This window comes from Pseudomonas sp. yb_2 (assembly GCF_043103905.1).
Lineage (GTDB): Bacteria > Pseudomonadota > Gammaproteobacteria > Pseudomonadales > Pseudomonadaceae > Aquipseudomonas > Aquipseudomonas alloputida.
Genome location: NZ_JBICKH010000055.1, coordinates 51,488 through 70,574 on the forward strand (window position 1 = coordinate 51,488; position 19,087 = coordinate 70,574).

The window sequence follows — 19,087 nt, forward strand, 5'->3', positions numbered from 1 at the left end:
CGTTGTCTCAGTCTGCTTTTGGCGCTTCAAGCACCAGGTCGAGTTCTTGCGCGAGTTGCTTGCGGGCATGCGCGTCGTTCAGAAGCTGCTGCAGCTGTTTGCGGAAGGTGGGCACGTTGCCCAGTGGGCCTTTCAGGGCAACCAGCGCTTCACGCAACTGCAGCAGCTTGTTCAGCTCGGGCACCTGCCGTGCTATGCGGTCTGGCCCGAAGTCCTGGATGGACTTGAATTGCAGGTTGACTGCCAGCTCTGCATCCGGAGTAGCGTCAAGCGCGGAGGGCACCGACATGGCCAGGCTCACATCGGCGTCATTCAACACGTTGTTGAAGGTGTGTTTATCGATGCGCATGACCTGGCGGTCTTCGAGGGAGCGGCTGTCATCGAGGCCGAAGTCGCCCAGCACCATCATCTTGTGCGGCAGCTCTACCTCGGCCTGCTCGTCACCGGTGGCGGGCACATATTTGATGTTGATGCGTTCTTTGGGTGCAACGGAATCGGAGCGTTTAGTCATGGTTATATATCTTTTTTAGTGTGGGTTTTATATGTAGGACGCTTCCTACAAGTAAGCTTGCGCGTTAAACGTTTAATAAGCATGATTCTTGGGATTTGAGTTATTCGTTGCGTAAAAACCATGCGCTGGATAATCGTTGAGCGTCGAGTTCAAATATGTAACAAAATAAATTCTTGAATAGAATTGAGTTTATGTACTAGCCTCTTTTCCGCTGTTGGGATGGCTGGGTTAATTCACGGGCATGTGTACGATTGAGTGGGAGAGTTAAGGTGAGATGATTATTCGTTATGCAGGTGGCGTCGGACTTTCATTCCTGTTCTTGTTAATGCCTGCCTTGACCCGTGCATCGCAGGACTGCCCACGGATCGTGTCCAATATCGAACGCCTGGCGTGTTTCGATCAGGCGGCGGGTACGCCGGGATTCACGCCGCACCGACAGTGGTCAGCGCAGGAACTGGAAGCGCCCACGTTGCGTCGCGTATTGATCCATGAGACGGGGCGGGCGCCCGAGGACTTGATGTTTCGCCTCAGGTCTGAAGAAGGCGGGCTCATGATCTCTGCCCCTGCGATTGCTTCAGTTGCACCGCACCCCTACCTGATCATCAGCTGCGTGCAGAACATCTCGAGGTTGCAACTGGTCACCGCCCAACCCGTCGATGCCAGCCGAGTGCAGGTGCGGTTGAGAGGGGAGCGGGGCGCTACTGTACCCACACCGTGGCAAGTGATGGAAAACGGCCAAGTGCTCGACGCCGGCAGAGGCTTGCCGGGTATCGAGCAGATCAGGCAATTGATCGGGGCCCATCGCATTCACGTAGAGAGCGACAACCCTGCCGTTGATGGACTCGTTTTTGACGCTCAGGGGCTGGACCCGCTTATCGACGAGGCTCGCAAGACATGTCGCTGGTAGCTGAGGTCGAGGCGCAAGAAGTCACACGGTTGCTCGCACCCATCGATACCCAGGTGCCGGCGGGACTGTTCGATGTGGAAGACGAAACCTACCAGGCCATTGACCAGGAGATGGTCAAGCTGGGTGGGCTGCAGGAAGCGTCTATCGACTGGAACTACATCGAGGAGGCCTCTGCTCAGTACCTGGAGCGACAGTGCAAGCATCTGCGGATCGTCGCGCACTTGAGCGTTGCGTGGCTGCGCAGTGGCTGTTGGGAGCGCTGGGGGTTCACCTTGGCGTTGCTGGGCGGAATGATCGAGGGCTATTGGGAAACCGCTCATCCAACGCCTGGTCCGAAGGGCTTCCTGACCAAGCGCAAGGTCGTTGGCCTGGTGCTCAATCGCTTGATCGATGCGCTGCCGCGCCTTGATCGTTTCACGTACACCCCGGCTCACGCCGCAGCGGCGAAGCGTGCATTGGCCCGTTTGATGTGTCAGCAGCAAGCTGCCCAGCTTGACCCGGCTGTTCTGGGTGAGCTGGAGCGCCTGTTGCACAAACACACGGCGCTTGCCAATGGTATTGGCGAGCGCGATGCGCCCAAGGCGCCGGTGGAGAGCCCGCAACCTGCGCAGCAGGCTGATGTCATCGCCACGCCAAAACCCCGCATGTCGATCGGTAACGAGCGCGAGACGCGCCGAGCCATGTTGAGCATGGCCGAGCTGATCAACCAGCAGGATCCGTACGACCCTACCGGCTATCAACTGCGTCGCTTCGGCCTGTGGGCCCACATTCAGGCCGCACCGCAAACCCGGCAGGGCAACCGTACAGAGTTGATGGCAGTGCCGCGGGATATTGCCAGCGACTACGAGGAGGCCATAGCCGGTAACGTAATCGACGCGGCGTTGCTCCAGCGGGTTGAAAAAAGTGTGTCGGCTTCGCCCTTCTGGATTCGCGGCAGCTTTCTTGCCGCGACCGCCGCGTCGCGGCTGGCGATGGGCGAAGTGGCTGAGACCATCCGTGCGGCGACCGCTCGTTTCGTGCTGCGCATGCCAGCGCTGCAGCAGCTGTGCTTCAGCGACGGTCGGGTGTTTGTCGACGACCAATGCCTGGCCTGGCTCAAAGGGGCAGACGGGCAATCCGAGCAAGCCGAAGCTTCCCAAGAGTTCACCAGCCTTCGCGAAGAACTGGTCAGCCAGCTGGAAAGCGGCGGCGTAGAACCGGTGTTGCTAAGGCTGCAGGGGATGCAGGCAGATTTTCGAGCCCCTCGCGAGCGCTGCCATACCACCCTCATCGCAGCGGACCTGTTGGCCGCACGAGGCGTGTCCTGGTTAGCCCAGGACCTGTGCGCCGGGGTAGCGCGCACGATGCAGCAAACCACCGCCAGCGACTGGGAGCCCGAGGTATTCCAGCGGCTTCAACAATACGCGTCCTCCCACGTGCTGGCCGATCGGAACAAGGAGCAGGAGCCTCGATGAATCAACTCTGGAAGTACCTCAAACGTTGGGGCTGGCCGCTGATGACCCGTATCGGTCTGGCAATGCCGCTGCTACTTGGGCTTGGCGCTGTGCTGATGCTGGTCGCCATCTGGTGGCTCGGCCCGCAATGGACGTGGCGCGATCAGCAGCCGTTGGCCAGTGTGGCGCATCGTAGTATGGCCAGCCTGGTGTTCGTGTTGGTGGCGCTGTTGAGCTGGCTGGTTGTCTTGAGAACGCGCTTTCGTCGCTTGCAAGCAGAACGTCAGCAGGCGATGGCTGCCGAGGTGGATCCGACGCAACCGTTCGTTCATGCACAAGAGAAGGCGTTGAGCCAAGGGCTCGCACGCTACCTGGACAATGCCGGTGGGCGTCGCGCGCTGTACCGATTGCCGTGGTACCTCGTGCTGGGCGCCAGGCAGGCCGGCAAGAGCAGCTTTATTGACTGCACCGATCAAAGTTTCTCGTTGACCCGCATCGACAAGGCGCAGGCACGGGGCCGGCCAGCGCAGGCGCTCGCCTACCCCGTGGGGTGGTGGATCAGCAATGATGCGGTGATCATCGACCCGCCCGGTGCCTTTATCAGCCAGACCGGCCTCGTAGATTCGCTGGGCAGTGACTCCACTGACGTTGAGTCTTCGGTACCGTCTGGAACCCAAGCCAAACTGTGGCAGCATCTGTTGGATTGGCTGCAGCGCAATCGAAGCCAGAGAGCCCTCAACGGCCTGGTGCTGGTTGTCGACCTGCCTGCGCTACTGCACGGTACCGTCGAGCAACGCACGGCCCTTGCCCACCTGCTGCGCACACGTCTTTACGAGGTGAGCAGCCAGTTGGGCTCGCGCTTGCCGCTGTATGTCGTGTTGAGCAAGTTCGATCTGCTGGACGGCTTCGACCAATTCTACAGCAAGCTTTCGGCCGCCAAGCGCAATAGCCTGTTTGGATTCACGTTCAAGCTGGATGCTGTCGACACCTTCGACGCTTGGCTGGGCGAGTATGGCGAACACTACGATCGGTTGCTGGAGCAGCTGTTCGAGCAGGTGATCGATCGTCTGGACGTGCAGGGTAGCCCTGCGTTGCGTTCACGTCTCTACTCACTGCATAGGCAGTTGCTCGGGTTGCGTCCAATGCTGTTGAGTTTTCTGCGCGAGACCTTGGCAAGTGACCGTTTCACCACCCCGGCGCTGGTGCGCGGTGTGTATTGGTCGTCAGTCGTACAGCACGGTGACGTGCGCAACGCCTTTGTCCGTGAGGCGGCGCAGCCTTACAAGACCAGCCTCCCGTTGCTTGAGGGCAAGCCGCAGGCCAAGGCGTTGGCCTACTTCATTCAACAGGCCTTTGGGCGGGTCATCTACAAAGAGGCCGGCCTTGCCGGCGATAACGTCAGGGTGGCTCGGCGCAAGCGCCAACTGCTGTGGGTGGGTTCTTCTGTAGGCGTTCTGGCCTTCTGCGTCGCCATCGCCAGCTGGCATCGTTACTTCGACATCAATGGCGTCAAGGCCGCCAGCGTGCTGGCCAAGAGCCGGGAGTACAGCCATCACGAAGTGGATCAGCGTCTGGACCCGACCGGGCGCAACTTGCTGGAGCCGCTGGACCAGATCCGCGATGCGGTAGCAGTGTTTGGCGACTACCGCGCTGCGTGGCCGGGTGTTGCTGATCTGGGGCTGTACCAGGGCCGTACCATCGGGCCGACCGTGGATGAGGCGTACCTCAGCTTGTTGTCCAGGCGCTTCTTGCCTGCGTTGGCCAGCGGCGTGATCGAGGCCATGGATGCGGCGCCCCCCGGCAGCGAGCAGCAAATGGCCGCGCTCCGGGTTTACCGGATGCTTGAGGATCGCCGGAACCGTCGAGCGGAATGGGTCGAGGACTGGATGGCGCGACAGTGGCAACAGGCGTTCCCCGGCCAGGGGCAGCTGCAACGAGACCTCATGCGGCACCTGAAGTATGCGCTGACCTACGCGGATACCGACCTGCCGCAGTATCGCCAGCGTGTCAGCCACGTGCAGCAGACATTGCGTAAGGTGCCGTTGCCACAACGCGTGTATGCGGGCCTGAAGCAGCAGGCCCAGGAGCAGTTGCATACCGGTCTGGACCTGCGTCATCAGGTGGGGCCTGCGTTCGATGTCGTTTACCAGCTGTCTTCCGGCTCGAGCCAGGGCGACAATGGTGTTTTGCTGGCGCCAATGCTCACCGCCAAAGGCTTCAAGGAGTACTTTGAACCGCGTAGTCAGCGCTTTACGGAAATGGCCATGATCGACCAGTGGGCACTGGGGGAACGTGCTCAACTGGATTACTCCGATGCCGACCAGGCTGCGCTGAACGAGCGCCTGCGCAACCTGTACAGCGCCGACTACATCGACAGCTGGCGCCGCGCCTTGAACGCATTCTCCGTGGCGGATTTTCGAGACCTGGATCATGGCGTCACGATCCTTGAACAGTTGGCCGGGCCAGCGGCGCCGTTGCACCGATTGCTGGAGACGGTTCGCGACAACAGTTCGCTGTTATCACCGGTTAATGTTGGCGTGGCGGATGAGGCCCCTTCGCCCGTTTCGATCAACAGCAAGCCTGAGCAACAACAGGCGCTGGTCATTCAGCGGGCGTTTGCAGGCTTGAGCGCCATGTTGCACGCTGCAGGCGAAAAACCGAGCTACTACGATGAAACCCACGCAGCCATAGTCGCCGTCCACGACTATGCCAAGGCGGTACAGGGTAGCCCAGACCGAGGCAAGGCTGCGCTGCACGCAGTGCATCAACGCTTTTCAATGACCGGGCACGACCCCATCGGCACCTTGCAACGCGTTGCCACTGGCTTGCCGGAGCCAATCAATCACCACGTTAGAAAGGTGGCAGATCAAACGGCACAGGTGCTGAACGTTGAAGCGCTGCGCGAGTTGGAGCGGCGATGGGATGCTGAAGTCTACAGCTTCTTCCAGCAGCGCCTGGCAGAGCGCTACCCTTTCGTAGTCAGGGCACCCGACGCTTCGCTGGAAGACTTTGAAGCGTTCTTCGGGCCGAATGGGCGACTGCAGCAGTTCCAGGATCAATATCTGAAGCTTTTCCTCAAGGACAATCTGGAAGCCTTGCAGAATGGTTTGCAGGGGCGATCCCTGATCCGTACCGATGTGATCGAGCAGCTGGAACGGGCCGATCGCATCCGCGAAACGTTCTTTGATCAGCGCGGTAACCTCAGCGTGCAGTTCAGTATCGAGCCGTTGGGGCTTAGTGCAAATCAACGCACCAGCCTGCTGGATCTGGATGGCCAGCTGATTTCCTACACCCACGGCCCAAGCCAGATCACCGGTATTGTCTGGCCCAATACCTTGGGGCAACACGTGCGCAGCAACCTGACCCTGCTCAGGCAGAACGGCAATAGCAGCAGCCTGGAGTATCGAGGGCCTTGGTCGATGTTCCGCCTGCTGAGCCGCGGTTCGCTCAATGGACGTACGGCAACCAGCGTGGACCTGAGCTTCAGGACGGGTGATGGTGTGATGCGCTACCGGCTGAACGCGGAAAAAGCCTTCAACCCAATTACTCAACAACCGTTCAAAGGTTTTCGGTTGCCCCGAGGGTTGTTGCAACAGCCAGCCAGGGTGGCGTTGGTCGAGCAGGCGGATGTGCCTGTCATGTAAGCAGGAGGTGGTGCAAAACGAAGCGCGAGTCCAGGCGCGGCATTACTGTACCCAGGCTATCGAGCAACTGAAGTGGGGCATGCGCACGGTGCATGCTCAGCGGCAGGGACGTACAGGCATGCTGAAGCGCTGATCAAGCCCAGAACCCAACCAGCACCAACGCCGCCACACCCAGCCCGACCGCAACCGAGCAGCCACCCAGCGACAGCGCCGCCCGGCCTTGCCGATACCAGCCGTCATGGCCCAATTGCCGTGCCGGCGCCAGCAGGCTGCGCCACCGCAGTTCCGTATCGTGAAACGCCTGCAAGTTCGCCGTATCGGCATCCAGCCAGCGGCGGAAGTCGATACGCTCGCACGCCGTCACCTGCGGGCTCTGCAAGCGCACATACCATTGCCCGGCCACGCTCGCCAGCACATCCCGGCGCGAGCGGCCGGCTTGCAGCGCCTGGCCCATGTTGCGCTCGATACTCGCCAGTGGCAGGTCAAGGCGCACAGCAATGCTGGCGAAGTCCAGCTGATCGAGGCGGTTAAGCAGGAATACTTGCTGTACGCGCCGTGGTAGCCGCCTCAGTGCATGCAGCAGGGCATCGTCGGCATCATGCTCGGTAGCAGGAGTGGGGTGCTCAAGGGGCAGCAGCAGACGGGTCATGGACAGCTCCTTGCTCTATAAAGGGGAGGAGGGGGCATCTTCCTTGATGCGGAAACAGCGTAGTCGAAACGATATTGATTCTCAAGTGCTGATTCCGCAAAGTTTTGTAACGAGCGTTCACGCCCTGAAACACCTTTGCTATCATGCGCGCCATCACGATCTTCATTAGCCTGAAGAGCCAAAAAAAAGACCCGGCAAAAAAGCCGGGTCAAAAACCGTGATTAGCCTGATGAGGAGATAATCTGAGAGCGACCTAAGCTTTCAGGTTATCCAGCGGATCTCGCGATCAGCTGAGTGCAATAATAATCGTTATCATTTGGCAGTCAAATGAATTTTCGCTAATCCGGTAAAAAAGTTTTACCGGCGCGCTTCCTTGTCCCGGCAATCGGGGCTTCTGCCGTTACGCGGCCATCACGTACTCTCCCTCCTTTCTTGTCTATAAACCCGGTCACTCGGTGTGTTTGTGCTCCAGCAGTGCGCGAGCCATGTCCATCATGTGCATCAACGCGAACGTCAGTTCGCGCTGGCTGCCGTGCTGGTGGGTGGCGGTTTCCTGGGCGGTGGCCGCAGCGCAGCGCAGCAGGGCGATGGCGTGTTCCTTGGCCTGTTCGCCGGTTACGCCTTCGTGCAGGGTCCAGATCCTGTTGTCCAGGGTGGGCCGCGGTGGGTTGGGGTTGAGGTAATAGTCGAGCGCGCGGCGGGCGGCTTCGCTGTCGAGATCTGTTTCGTCGTTTTTCGGTAGTTTCATCCTGATACCTGCCGGAGCCAGTAGGGAAGGGGTCAGGTCGATGGTAATACCTACAGTATTTTTATTCTTCCCGATAAATAATACTGAATGTTTATTGAGCGCTTGAAGGCAGTCCGTATCGTGCCAGCGATGAATATGGATAAATGGATTGCCCTCGTCCGTGACCGGATGGAGGAGCTAGGGCTCACTCAAGAGCAGCTTGCCGAGCGCGTTGGTGTGTCTCAAGGCAGTGTCGGTCATTGGGTGAACAAGCGGCGTCAGCCGAAAATCGAATCGATGAACCGCACGTTCGTCGAGCTTGGAATGCCTCATTACAACGTCAGCCTGCAGCTGCGTATCCAGGGGCAGGTTGGCGAGGAGCGTAGTGTTTACGAGATAGCAGACGATGATGAACTCGACCTCATGCGGTACATCGTTTGCTTCCGTTACCCGGTGCTGGGTTGGAGTGAGTTAGAGGCTGCGACGGCTGTAGAGCCTGCTGTTTTCGAGCAGACTGACTACCTGGCACAGGGCAAGGCGTTCTGGCTAACCGTGGAAAACGATGCCATGAGCGCTGTCAGTGGCCGCAGTGTGCCGCAGGGCATGCGGATGCTGGTGGACCCAGGTGTAGAGGCTGAGGCGGGGCGTTTGGTTATCGCTCGTCAGCCGGGCAAGCCGGCGATTTTCCGCGAGCTGGCCGAGGAAGGTGGGCAGCGTTATCTGAAGGCATTGAACAGTAACTACCCGGCGCTGTTGTGCGAAGAGGGTTGCGAATTTCTTGGGGTGGTCGTGCGGGTGCATGGGGCTTTTTGAAAGGGTTTGAGTAGTGGCGGCAACGGTGAACGGCGGGTGGAAGTTGGCCAGCAGGGCCGGCCTCTTCGCGGGTAAACCCGCTCCTACACGCGGCCTGCGCCCAATCACCAATGTGTGTCCACCCCCGATCGGATGTAGGAGCGGGTTTACCCGCGAATACGGTAGCGGCGGCAACGGTGAGCGACGGGTAGAGATTGGCCAGCAGGCCCGGCCCTTTCGCGGGTAAACCCGCTCCTACGGGCTGTTGCAGGGGCGGCCTTGTGTTGCGTTAGGGCCGCAAAGCGGCCCTCCGGCACCGTTATTCCACCAGTTCGACCAGCACAGTCCCTTCGCTGACCATATCCCCCTCCAGGCAAAACAGCGCCTTCACCGTGCCGGCATGCGGCGCACGGATGCTGTGCTCCATCTTCATGGCCTCCAGTACCACCAGCGCAGTACCGGCTTCCACCACCTGCCCAGGCTCGACCAGCACCCGCACGATACTGCCGTTCATGGGCGCACCCAGCCCACCCTGATGGCTGTGGCTGGCTTCGGCCTCGGCAATCGGGTCGAAAGCTTCGATGGCATGCATTTCGCCCTCCCAGTGCAGGTACAGCGTGCCACCGCGACGGATTGCCAGATGCTGGCGACGCACGCCGTTCTGGTCATGCACCAACTGCTCACCTTGCAGCTGCCAGGTAGAAGCAGCGCTGCGTTCCAGGGCCACTGCCTGATCTTGCCCAGCGCTCACCAGATGCAAGCTGCTGCGTGCCGGCAGGCCCAAGCGCAGGCCATTACGCCCGCTCCACGGCGAATGGCGATCGTCTTCGCGCTGATGCCCCGCCTGGCCCTGCAGCCAGGCTTCGGCTGCCGCCTCCCAAAAGGCAGCCGGCAGCGCACGTGGCGCCGGCAGCAGCACATCCTGGTGGCGGGGAATGAAGCCGGTGTCCAGCTCTGCCGCCGCGAACGCAGGGTGCGCGAGAATGCGGCGCAGGAAGGCGATGTTGGTCTTCAATCCGCCAATGGCAAACTCGTCGAGCATGGCCAGCAAGCGCAAACGCGCCTGCTCGCGGTCTTCGCCCCAGGCGATCAGCTTGCCCAGCATCGGGTCGTAGAACGGCGACACCACATCGCCTTCGCTGACCCCACTGTCCACCCGCCGGCCTTCGCCAGGTGCCGATTCACGGTACAGCGCCAATTTGCCGGTCGCGGGTAAAAAATCGTTGGCCGGGTCTTCGGCATACAGGCGCACTTCGATGGCATGGCCGATCAGCGGCACCTGTTCCTGTGTGATCGGCAGGGCTTCGCCGCAGGCCACGCGAATTTGCCAGGCAACAAGGTCCAGGCCGGTGATGGCCTCGGTGACCGGGTGTTCCACCTGCAGGCGGGTGTTCATCTCCATGAAGAAGAATTCGCCACGTGCATCAAGCAGAAACTCCACGGTGCCAGCACCCACGTAACCGATAGCCTGGGCGGCACGCACCGCCGCTTCGCCCATGGCCCGGCGCAGTTCGGGCGACAGGCCGGGGGCAGGGGCCTCTTCCACCACCTTCTGATGGCGACGCTGAATGGAACAGTCGCGTTCGTTAAGGTACAGGCAGTTGCCGTGCTGGTCGGCAAACACCTGGATTTCGACATGGCGCGGCTTGAGCACGTACTTTTCCACCAGCATGCGCGCATCGCCGAACGATGACTGTGCCTCACGCTGGGCCGAGGCCAGGGCGTCGGCCAACTGGCTTTCTTCCTCGACCACTTTCATGCCCTTGCCACCGCCGCCAGCGCTGGCCTTGAGCAGCACCGGGTAGCCGATGCGTTCGGCCGCAGCGCGGAAGGTGTCCAGGTCCTGGGCCTCGCCGTGGTAGCCCGGCACCAACGGCACGCCGGCCGCTTCCATCAGCGCCTTGGCTGCCGATTTGCTGCCCATGGCGTCGATGGCGCTGGCCGGTGGGCCGAGGAAGATCAGCCCGGCCTGCTCGATGGCGCGGGCGAAACCTGCGTTCTCAGACAGAAAGCCATAACCTGGGTGAATGGCCTGGGCGCCGCTGGCCTTGGCTGCGGCCAGCAGCTTGTCGACCAGCAGGTAGCTTTCGGCAGCCTTGGTGCCGCCCAGGTCGACGCGGATGTCGGCTTCGCGGCTGTGACGGGCGTCACGGTCGGTGGCGCTGTGCACGGCGACAGTGGTCAGGCCCATGGCCTTGGCGGTGCGCATCACCCGGCAGGCGATTTCGCCGCGGTTGGCGACCAGCAGGGTGGTCAAAGCGGGGCGGCTCATGGGCGCGGCTCCTTCTTGTCAACGGTTTGCCAGGCAGGGCGGCGTTTTTCCAGGAAAGCGCGCAGGCCCTCCTGGCCTTCGGCGCTGACGCGGATACGGGCGATGGTGTTTTCGCAGTAACGGCGCAGGGCCGGGCTGAGTTCGCCGTCGTCCACTTCGCGCAGCAAGTCCTTGGTGGCGCGCAATGCTTGCGGGCTGTTCTGCAGCAGGTTGCTTACCCAGGCTTCGACGTGGTCGTCCAGTTCGCTGGCCGGGTACACCTCGGCCAGCAGGCCCAGCTCGCGGGCGCGCACGCCAGTGAAACGCTCGGCGGTGAGGGCGTAGCGGCGCGCGGCGCGTTCGCCAATGGCCTTGACCACGAACGGGCTGATGACCGCCGGGGCCAGGCCGATGCGTACTTCCGACAGGCACAGTTGGGCGTCTTCGGCGCCGATGGCCATGTCGCAGCAGCTGATCAGGCCCAGCGCGCCGCCAAAGGCTGCACCTTGCACCACGGCCAGGGTCGGGGCCTTGAGGCGATGCAGGGCGTACATCAGCTCGCCCAGTTCGTGGGCATCATCCAGGTTGGTGTTGAAGTCCAGTTGCGCCGACTGCTGCATCCAGGCCAGGTCGGCACCGGCGCTGAAGTGCCGGCCACGGCCGCGCAGCAGCACAAAGCGCAGGCTGGTGTCTTCGGCCAACTGGTCGATGGCCACGATCAGCTCGCGGATCATCTGCGCGTTGAAGGCGTTGTTCTTGTCCTCGCGGCTTAACCACAGGGTGGCAAAGCCGCGCGGGTCGCGGATCACTTCAAGGGTGCTGAAATCGCTCATGGGTCACATCCGGAAAATGCCGAAGCGGCTCTGTTCGATCGGCGCGTTCAGCGCGGCAGACAACGCCAGGCCGAGGACGTCGCGGGTCTGTGCCGGGTCGATGACGCCGTCGTCCCACAGGCGGGCGCTGGAATAATAGGGGTGGCCCTGACGCTCGTACTGGTCGAGGATCGGTTGCTTGAGCCTGGCTTCGTCTTCGGCACTGAATGGCTGGCCGCTGCGTTCGCTCTGCTCGCGCTTGACCTGGGCCAGCACGCCGGCGGCCTGTTCGGCGCCCATCACGCCAATCCGCGCGTTGGGCCACATCCACAGGAAGCGCGGGTCGTAGGCGCGGCCGCACATGCCGTAGTTGCCGGCGCCAAAGCTGCCGCCGATGATCACCGTGAACTTCGGCACCTGGGCGCAGGCCACGGCGGTGACCAGTTTGGCGCCGTGCTTGGCGATGCCGCCTTCTTCGTATTTCTTGCCGACCATGAAACCGGTGATGTTCTGCAGGAACAGCAAAGGGATGCCGCGCTGGCAGGCCAGTTCGATGAAGTGCGCGCCTTTTTGCGCGGCTTCGGCGAACAGGATGCCGTTGTTGGCCAGGATCGCCACCGGGTAGCCGTGCAGGTGGGCGAAGCCGCACACCAGGGTGGTGCCGAACAGCGCCTTGAATTCATCGAACACCGAGCCATCGACCAGGCGGGCGATCACCTCGCGCACGTCGAACGGTTGCTTGGCATCGGCCGGAACCACGCCGTACAGCTCATCGGCCGCGAACAGCGGTGCCACCGGTGCCAGGCGTTGCAGCTTGCCCTGCTTGTGCCAGTTGAGGTTGGCCACGCTGCGCCGGGCCAGGGCCAGGGCATGTTCGTCGTTGTCGGCATAGTGGTCGGCCACGCCGCTGGTGCGGCAATGCACATCGGCGCCGCCGAGGTCTTCGGCGCTCACCACTTCGCCGGTGGCGGCTTTCACCAGCGGCGGGCCGGCGAGGAAGATGGTCGCCTGCTGGCGCACCATGATCGCTTCGTCGGCCATGGCCGGCACGTACGCGCCGCCAGCGGTGCACGAGCCCATCACCACGGCGATCTGCGGGATGCCTTGCGCGCTCATGTTGGCCTGGTTGAAGAAAATGCGCCCGAAATGCTCGCGGTCGGGGAACACTTCGTCCTGGCGGGGCAAGTTGGCGCCGCCGGAGTCCACCAGATAGATGCACGGCAGGCGGTTCTGCAGGGCGATGGTTTGTGCACGCAGGTGCTTCTTCACCGTCAGCGGGTAGTACGAACCGCCTTTTACCGTGGCGTCGTTGGCCACGATCATGCATTCCACGCCTTCCACGCGGCCGATGCCGGCAATCACGCCCGCCGCTGGCACGTCTTCGCCGTACACCTCATGGGCGGCCAGCTGGCCGATCTCGAGGAACGGCGAGCCCGGGTCCAGCAGGCGGTCGATACGTTCGCGCGGCAGCAGTTTGCCACGCGAGGTATGCCGTTCCTGGGCCTTGGGCCCGCCGCCCTGGGCAACCTGGGCGAGCAGGCCGCGCAGGGCCTGGACCTGTTCGAGCATGGCCGCGCTGTTGACGGCAAATTCTGCCGAACGCGGGTTGATCTGGGTGTGCAAGGTAGCCATGTGCGCCCGTCCCTTATGTTCAGCGGGTTTCGTTGAACAGTTCGCGGCCGATCAGCATCCGGCGGATTTCACTGGTGCCGGCACCGATTTCGTACAGCTTGGCGTCGCGCAAAAGGCGGCCAGCCGGGAATTCGTTGATATAGCCGTTGCCGCCAAGAATCTGGATCGCCTCCAGGGCCATTTGCGTGGCACGCTCGGCGGTGTACAGGATCACGCCGGCAGCGTCCTTGCGGGTGGTTTCGCCACGGTCGCACGCCTGAGCCACGGCATACAGGTAGGCGCGGCTGGCATTGAGCTGGGTGTACATGTCGGCAATCTTGCCCTGGATCAGCTGGAACTCGCCGATGCTCTGGCCGAATTGCTTGCGGTCGTGGATATACGGCACCACCAGGTCCATGCAGCTTTGCATGATGCCGGTCGGGCCGCCGGACAGCACCACGCGTTCGTAGTCCAGGCCGCTCATGAGGACGCGCACGCCGCCGTTGAGCTGGCCCAGAATGTTCTCTGCCGGCACTTCCACGCCATCGAAGAACAACTCGCAGGTGTTGGACCCGCGCATGCCCAGCTTGTCGAACTTGTTGCTGCGGCTGAAGCCTTTCCAGTCGCGCTCGACGATGAACGCGGTGATGCCGTGCGCACCCTTGTCCAGGTCGGTCTTGGCGTAAATCACGTAGGTGTTGGCGTCGGGACCGTTGGTGATCCAGGTCTTGCTGCCGTTGAGCACGTAGTGATCGCCGCGTTTTTCTGCGCGCAGCTTCATCGACACCACGTCGGAACCGGCATTGGGCTCGCTCATGGCCAAGGCGCCGATGTGCTCGCCGCTGATCAGCTTAGGCAGGTACTTGAGCTTCTGTTCATGGGTGCCGTTGCGGTTGATCTGGTTGACGCACAGGTTGGAATGGGCGCCGTAGGACAGTGCCACCGAGGCGGAGCCACGGCTGATTTCTTCCATCGACACCACATGGGCCAGGTAGCCCAGGCCAGCACCGCCGTACTCTTCCGGTACGGTGATGCCCAGCAGGCCCATGTCACCGAACTTGCGCCACATGTCGGCGGGGAACAGGTTGTCGTGGTCGATCTGCGCGGCCCTTGGGGCCAGTTCAGCGGCGACGAAGGTGCGCACCTGGTCGCGGAGCATGTCGATGGTCTCGCCCAGGGCGAAGTTCAGGGAGGGGTAATGCATGCTGGGGCACCTTCTTGTTCTTGAAATTGGGTTACACCATAGCTTGGGATCCGGCCCCGCCCCCTGTGGGAGCGGGCATGCCCGCGAATACGTCAGCAGGGTCACCGTCATTACCTGATTGGTCGCATTCGCGGGCAAGCCCGCTCCCACAGAGGGCGGCGTGGCGCCTCAAGTGGGTGTCGTTCATCACCTTTACGTTAACGTAAACCTGCATGAGGTCACTGTCAATCCACTCGTCACCTTTACGTAAACGTAAATCTGCGCCAGAGTATTCCCGCTTGCTTCAGCCGTGCCCAAAACAACCACAAGAAGGGACACCCATGAGTCAACCGAGCTATACCCGCGGTCGCCAGGACCGACCCTTGCTGACCCAGACCATCGGCCAGGCCTTCGATGCCACCGTGGCCCGCTGTTGCGACAGCGAGGCCCTGGTGTCCCGCCACCAGGGCCTGCGTTACAGCTGGCGGCAGTTGGCCGAACAGGTCGAAATATACGCCCGCGCCCTGATCGCACTGGGCGTGAACACCGGCGACCGTGTTGGCATCTGGTCGCCCAACTGCGCCCAGTGGTGCATCTTGCAGCTGGCCAGTGCCAAGGTCGGTGCCATTCTGGTCAACATCAACCCGGCCTACCGTGTGGGCGAACTGGAATACGTGTTGCGCCAGTCCGGCTGCCGCTGGCTGGTCTGCGCTGAAGCCTTCAAGACGTCTGATTACCACACCATGGTGCAGGAGCTGGTGCCTGAACTGGCCAGTGCCGCGCCTGGTGAGCTGGCCAGTGAATGCCTGCCCGAGTTGCGTGGCGTCATCAGCCTGGCCGCCAACCCGCCTGCCGGCTTCCTGCCCTGGCACGCATTTGCCGAGCGGGCAGGGCAGACGTCTGTCGAGGCCTGCACAGCCCGTCAGCAAAGCCTGCAATTCGACCAGCCGGTAAACATCCAGTACACCTCCGGCACCACCGGTGCACCCAAAGGTGCCACGCTCAGTCACTACAACATCCTCAACAACGGTTTCATGGTGGGTGAAAGCCTTGGCCTGACGGCCCGCGACCGTATGGTGATCCCGGTGCCGCTGTACCATTGCTTCGGCATGGTCATGGCAAACCTCGGCTGCATCACCCACGGCAGCACCATGATCTACCCCAACGATGCTTTCGACGCCGAACTTACCTTGCGCGCCGTGGCCGAGGAGCGCGCCACCATCCTCTACGGCGTACCGACCATGTTCATCGCCATGCTCGACCACCCGTCCCGTGCCCACATGGACCTGTCGACCCTGCGCAGCGGCATCATGGCCGGCGCTACCTGCCCGATCGAGGTGATGCGCCGGGTCATCGACCAGATGCACATGGCAGAAGTGCAGATCGCCTACGGCATGACCGAAACCAGCCCCGTGTCGCTGCAGACCGGCCCGGACGACGATCTGGAGCTGCGCGTGACCACCGTCGGCCGCACCCAGCCGCAGCTGGAGAACAAGCTGGTGGACGCCGATGGCTGCATCGTCCCTCGCGGAGAGATTGGCGAACTGTGCACCCGCGGCTACAGCGTGATGCTTGGCTACTGGGACAACCCCCAGGCCACGGCGGATGCCATCGACCCGGCCGGCTGGATGCATTCGGGTGACCTGGCGGTGATGGACGAGCAGGGCTATGTGCGCATCGTCGGGCGCAACAAGGACATGATCATTCGCGGCGGCGAGAACATTTACCCGCGTGAGCTGGAGGAGTTTTTCTACACCCACTCGGCGGTGGCCGATGCGCAGGTGATCGGCATTCCGTGCAGCCGCTATGGCGAAGAGATCGTCGCCTGGATCAAGCTGCACCCGGGGCACAGCGCCACGGTCGAGGAGCTGCAGGGCTGGTGCAAGGCACGCATCGCACACTTCAAGGTGCCGCGGTATATACGTTTTGTCGACGAGTACCCGATGACCGTGACCGGCAAGGTGCAGAAGTTCCGCATGCGTGAGATCAGTGTGGCGGAGATTGCGGCTGCATCTGCGGGTTGATGTGCTGGCGCGGCCGGCCTCTTCGCGGGTAAACCCGCTCCTACCAGGGGCAGCGCCGCATTCAAGGCCGGCACGGTCCCTGGTAGGAGCGGGTTTACCCGCGAAGAGGCCGGCCCGATCAATGCAAGATCTTCACCTTGCCAAGCACCCGGTCATCCTCAACCTTTCAATGGAGCAGCGCAGATCAGCTGTTCACGCCGGTGCCGTGGTCTACCCTTAAGCCTTCACCGGTGGCTCCTGGCTCGGCGGGTCGCCCACTGTCGGCGGCACGGTCGGCTTGATCGGCAGCTCGTCCGGGTCTTCTTCCGGTACGGGTGGCGGCAAGCTCGGGTCGTCGATATTGGGATCGGGTGTCTCCGGTGGAATGGGAATGTTCATGGCCTGACCTCGCGTGGGTGGGTGAAGAGGTGCTGTAGGCTCTGACCGCTGGCAGCTGCCGTTCGCTCAATTATTTTGAACCCCCCGCCTGTGCCCGGCTCTGAACCCTTACCGCCACCAGCCTGAGGGAGCAAGGTCGATGTCACGAAACGAGCCCTTTGAAAGCGTGCCCATGGCGAACGATCACCCGGACCAGGCCATTAGCCTGGCCCAGGCGCTGTTGGCGCCACGCATCGTGATCGAAGACACCCAACCCGTGCTCGACGCCGGCAGCTTCGCCGCCAAGGCCGTCAGCGGCCAGCCTGTGGCCGTCAGCACCAAGGCCTACAGCGACGGCCACGACCGCCTGGCGGTGATGCTCAACTGGCGCCAGGCCCACAGCCGGCGCTGGCATTGCGTGCCGATGCAGTCGGCGGGCAACGACCTGTGGCAGGCCGAATTCACCCCCACCGAGCTGGGCCCGCACCGGTTCAGTATCGAGGCCTGGATCGACCCGTTTGCCACCTATTGCCACGATCTGGAGAAGAAGTACCACGCCGGCGTCGAGGTAAAACTGGAACTGGAAGAAGGCCGCTTGATGCTGGGCAAAGGCATCGAGCTGTGCAGCGGCGCCCTGCGCGAGGCGCTCGAGGCTGTGCAGAGCCGCCTGGCCACGCTCAGTACCGATGATCAGGTGGCCGTGTTTCTCGACCCGACCACCGCCCGCCTCATGGGTGAAGCCGAACACCGTAGCTACCTGACCCGCAGTCCTGATTTCCCCCTTGATGTCGACCGCCCGGCCGCATTGTTCGCCAGCTGGTACGAGCTGTTCCCGCGCTCGATTACCGACGACCCGCAGCGTCACGGCACCTTCAACGACGTGCACGAACGGCTGCCGATGATCCGCGACATGGGCTTCGACGTCCTGTACTTCCCGCCCATCCACCCCATCGGCATGCAGCATCGCAAGGGCCGCAACAACGCCCTCAAGGCCGAGCCGGGCGACCCGGGCAGCCCTTATGCCATTGGCAGCCCGGAGGGCGGCCACGAGGCGATTCACCCGCAACTGGGCAGCCGCGATGACTTCCGTCGACTGGTGGCTGCGGCGGCGGAACACGGCCTGGAAATCGCCCTCGATTTCGCCATCCAGTGCTCCCAGGACCACCCTTGGCTCAAGGAGCACCCGGGCTGGTTCAGCTGGCGTCCGGACGGCACCATCCGCTACGCCGAAAACCCGCCGAAAAAGTACCAGGACATCGTCAACGTCGATTTCTATGCGCCAGAGGCCGTGCCTTCGCTGTGGCTCGCCCTGCGCGATGTGGTGGTCGGCTGGGTCGAGGAGGGCGTCAAGACCTTCCGTGTCGACAACCCGCACACCAAGCCGTTGCCGTTCTGGCAATGGCTGATCGCCAATGTGCGCAGCCAGCACCCCGACGTCATCTTCCTCGCCGAAGCCTTTACCAAGCCGGCGATGATGGCGCGCCTGGGCAAGGTCGGCTACGCACAGAGCTATACCTATTTCACCTGGCGCAACCACAAGCAGGAGCTGCGCGAATATTTCGAGCAGCTCAATCAGCCGCCGTGGAGCCAGTGCTACCGGCCCAACTTCTTCGTCAATACCCCGGATATCAACCCGTTTTTCCTGCACACCTCAGGCCGCGCAGGTTTCCTGATCCGTGCCGCGCTGGCGACCATGGGCTCAGGCTTGTGGGGCATGTATTCGGGCTTCGAGCTGTGCGAGGGCACGCCGTTGCCGGGCAAGGAGGAGTACCTGGATTCGGAGAAGTACGAAATCCGCCCACGCGATTTCACCCAGCCCGGCAACATCATCGCCGAGATCGCCCAGCTCAACCGTATTCGCCGGCAGAACCGCGCCTTGCAAACCCACCTGGGCGTGGCCTTCTTCAATTGCTGGAACGACAACATCCTGTACTTCGCCAAGCGTACGCCCGAGCGGGACAACTACATCCTGGTGGCCGTCAGCCTCGACCCGCACAACGCCCAGGAGGCGCACTTCGAGTTGCCGCTGTGGGAATTGGGGCTGGACGACAACGCCGAAACCCAGGGTGAAGACCTGATGAACGGCCACCGCTGGTCGTGGTACGGCAAGACCCAATGGATGCGCATAGAGCCCTGGCACCTGCCGTTCGGCATCTGGCGCATCGAGAAAGCCGGGTAAAACCGGT

Annotated in this window: 14 protein-coding genes; 6 read left to right on the plus strand and 8 right to left on the minus strand. The window is 62.3% G+C overall.

Annotation, left to right across the window (positions count from 1 at the left end):
• Positions 1-7 precede the first annotated feature (7 nt).
• On the minus strand, positions 8-511 hold the full coding sequence (gene tssB / locus ACF8FB_RS13595; RefSeq protein WP_392511459.1) for a type VI secretion system contractile sheath small subunit: 504 nt from the start codon (positions 509-511) through the stop codon (positions 8-10).
• Between the two features lie 274 nt (positions 512-785).
• On the opposite strand from tssB, the gene vasI reads away from it, so the two are divergent.
• From vasI to tssM, 3 genes are read left to right on the plus strand one after another with little or no spacing between them, the layout of a single operon-like run.
• Complete coding sequence (vasI, locus tag ACF8FB_RS13600) at positions 786-1,418, plus strand: type VI secretion system-associated protein VasI (protein WP_392511460.1); 633 nt, start codon at positions 786-788, stop codon at positions 1,416-1,418.
• Positions 1,406-2,872 carry a type VI secretion system protein TssA gene (gene tssA, locus ACF8FB_RS13605; RefSeq protein ID WP_392511461.1) on the plus strand — a complete coding sequence of 489 codons (1,467 nt, stop codon included), beginning with the start codon at positions 1,406-1,408 and terminating at the stop codon, positions 2,870-2,872. Before vasI ends, tssA begins: the two co-directional genes overlap by 13 nt.
• Positions 2,869-6,495: a type VI secretion system membrane subunit TssM gene (tssM, locus tag ACF8FB_RS13610; protein ID WP_392511462.1), complete on the plus strand. Its 3,627-nt coding sequence runs from the start codon at positions 2,869-2,871 to the stop codon at positions 6,493-6,495. Before tssA ends, tssM begins: the two co-directional genes overlap by 4 nt.
• Positions 6,496-6,628: 133 nt before the next feature.
• Here the strand turns inward: tssM and ACF8FB_RS13615 are convergent, their stop codons facing one another.
• Together ACF8FB_RS13615 and ACF8FB_RS13620 are read right to left on the minus strand one after the other, a co-directional pair.
• A complete protein-coding gene (locus tag ACF8FB_RS13615) occupies positions 6,629-7,144 on the minus strand; it encodes a DUF4880 domain-containing protein (protein WP_129933777.1) in 516 nt (171 codons plus the stop codon).
• Between the two features lie 448 nt (positions 7,145-7,592).
• The gene (locus ACF8FB_RS13620; RefSeq protein ID WP_010954861.1) at positions 7,593-7,892 is read right to left on the minus strand and encodes a DUF6124 family protein; all 300 of its coding nucleotides are present in this window, start codon (positions 7,890-7,892) and stop codon (positions 7,593-7,595) included.
• A gap of 87 nt (positions 7,893-7,979) precedes the next feature.
• On the opposite strand from ACF8FB_RS13620, the gene ACF8FB_RS13625 reads away from it, so the two are divergent.
• On the plus strand, positions 7,980-8,684 hold the full coding sequence (locus ACF8FB_RS13625) for a LexA family transcriptional regulator (RefSeq protein WP_010954860.1): 705 nt from the start codon (positions 7,980-7,982) through the stop codon (positions 8,682-8,684).
• A 298-nt stretch (positions 8,685-8,982) separates the two neighbouring features.
• Here the strand turns inward: ACF8FB_RS13625 and ACF8FB_RS13630 are convergent, their stop codons facing one another.
• Genes ACF8FB_RS13630 through ACF8FB_RS13645 form a run of 4 tightly spaced genes read right to left on the minus strand, consistent with a single transcriptional unit; the run spans position 8,983 to position 14,541 of the window.
• A complete protein-coding gene (locus ACF8FB_RS13630) occupies positions 8,983-10,935 on the minus strand; it encodes an acetyl/propionyl/methylcrotonyl-CoA carboxylase subunit alpha (RefSeq protein WP_392511463.1) in 1,953 nt (650 codons plus the stop codon).
• Positions 10,932-11,747: a gamma-carboxygeranoyl-CoA hydratase gene (locus tag ACF8FB_RS13635; RefSeq protein WP_014860829.1), complete on the minus strand. Its 816-nt coding sequence runs from the start codon at positions 11,745-11,747 to the stop codon at positions 10,932-10,934. The genes ACF8FB_RS13630 and ACF8FB_RS13635 overlap by 4 nt, the downstream gene beginning before the upstream one ends.
• Positions 11,748-11,750: 3 nt before the next feature.
• On the minus strand, positions 11,751-13,358 hold the full coding sequence (locus ACF8FB_RS13640) for a carboxyl transferase domain-containing protein (protein WP_392511464.1): 1,608 nt from the start codon (positions 13,356-13,358) through the stop codon (positions 11,751-11,753).
• A gap of 19 nt (positions 13,359-13,377) precedes the next feature.
• Complete coding sequence (locus ACF8FB_RS13645) at positions 13,378-14,541, minus strand: isovaleryl-CoA dehydrogenase (RefSeq protein WP_003251317.1); 1,164 nt, start codon at positions 14,539-14,541, stop codon at positions 13,378-13,380.
• A gap of 320 nt (positions 14,542-14,861) precedes the next feature.
• Here ACF8FB_RS13645 and ACF8FB_RS13650 point away from each other — a divergent pair, with 320 nt between their 5' ends.
• Positions 14,862-16,544 (plus strand): AMP-binding protein, encoded by a 1,683-nt coding sequence (locus ACF8FB_RS13650; protein WP_392511465.1) that lies wholly within the window; start codon positions 14,862-14,864, stop codon positions 16,542-16,544.
• Between the two features lie 216 nt (positions 16,545-16,760).
• Here the strand turns inward: ACF8FB_RS13650 and ACF8FB_RS13655 are convergent, their stop codons facing one another.
• Positions 16,761-16,922, minus strand: a complete 162-nt coding sequence (locus tag ACF8FB_RS13655; RefSeq protein ID WP_003251307.1) for a hypothetical protein — start codon at positions 16,920-16,922, stop codon at positions 16,761-16,763.
• Positions 16,923-17,061: 139 nt separating this feature from the next.
• Between ACF8FB_RS13655 and ACF8FB_RS13660 the strand changes: the two genes are divergently transcribed.
• The gene (locus tag ACF8FB_RS13660) at positions 17,062-19,080 is read left to right on the plus strand and encodes an alpha-1,4-glucan--maltose-1-phosphate maltosyltransferase (protein WP_274146547.1); all 2,019 of its coding nucleotides are present in this window, start codon (positions 17,062-17,064) and stop codon (positions 19,078-19,080) included.
• Positions 19,081-19,087: the final 7 nt, after the last annotated feature.

Excerpts from the sequence above, each read along its gene's own strand:
- ACF8FB_RS13660 (WP_274146547.1), top strand. The coding sequence starts at position 17,062 with ATGTCACGAAACGAGCCCTTTGAAAGCGTGCCCATGGCGAACGATCAC.
- ACF8FB_RS13655 (WP_003251307.1), bottom strand. The coding sequence starts at position 16,922 with ATGAACATTCCCATTCCACCGGAGACACCCGATCCCAATATCGACGAC.
- ACF8FB_RS13620 (WP_010954861.1), bottom strand. The coding sequence starts at position 7,892 with ATGAAACTACCGAAAAACGACGAAACAGATCTCGACAGCGAAGCCGCC.
- ACF8FB_RS13630 (WP_392511463.1), bottom strand. The coding sequence starts at position 10,935 with ATGAGCCGCCCCGCTTTGACCACCCTGCTGGTCGCCAACCGCGGCGAA.
- ACF8FB_RS13625 (WP_010954860.1), top strand. The coding sequence starts at position 7,980 with ATGTTTATTGAGCGCTTGAAGGCAGTCCGTATCGTGCCAGCGATGAAT.
- ACF8FB_RS13635 (WP_014860829.1), bottom strand. The coding sequence starts at position 11,747 with ATGAGCGATTTCAGCACCCTTGAAGTGATCCGCGACCCGCGCGGCTTT.
- tssA (WP_392511461.1), top strand. The coding sequence starts at position 1,406 with ATGTCGCTGGTAGCTGAGGTCGAGGCGCAAGAAGTCACACGGTTGCTC.
- ACF8FB_RS13615 (WP_129933777.1), bottom strand. The coding sequence starts at position 7,144 with ATGACCCGTCTGCTGCTGCCCCTTGAGCACCCCACTCCTGCTACCGAG.
- tssB (WP_392511459.1), bottom strand. The coding sequence starts at position 511 with ATGACTAAACGCTCCGATTCCGTTGCACCCAAAGAACGCATCAACATC.
- ACF8FB_RS13640 (WP_392511464.1), bottom strand. The coding sequence starts at position 13,358 with ATGGCTACCTTGCACACCCAGATCAACCCGCGTTCGGCAGAATTTGCC.
- vasI (WP_392511460.1), top strand. The coding sequence starts at position 786 with ATGATTATTCGTTATGCAGGTGGCGTCGGACTTTCATTCCTGTTCTTG.
- ACF8FB_RS13645 (WP_003251317.1), bottom strand. The coding sequence starts at position 14,541 with ATGCATTACCCCTCCCTGAACTTCGCCCTGGGCGAGACCATCGACATG.
- tssM (WP_392511462.1), top strand. The coding sequence starts at position 2,869 with ATGAATCAACTCTGGAAGTACCTCAAACGTTGGGGCTGGCCGCTGATG.
- ACF8FB_RS13650 (WP_392511465.1), top strand. The coding sequence starts at position 14,862 with ATGAGTCAACCGAGCTATACCCGCGGTCGCCAGGACCGACCCTTGCTG.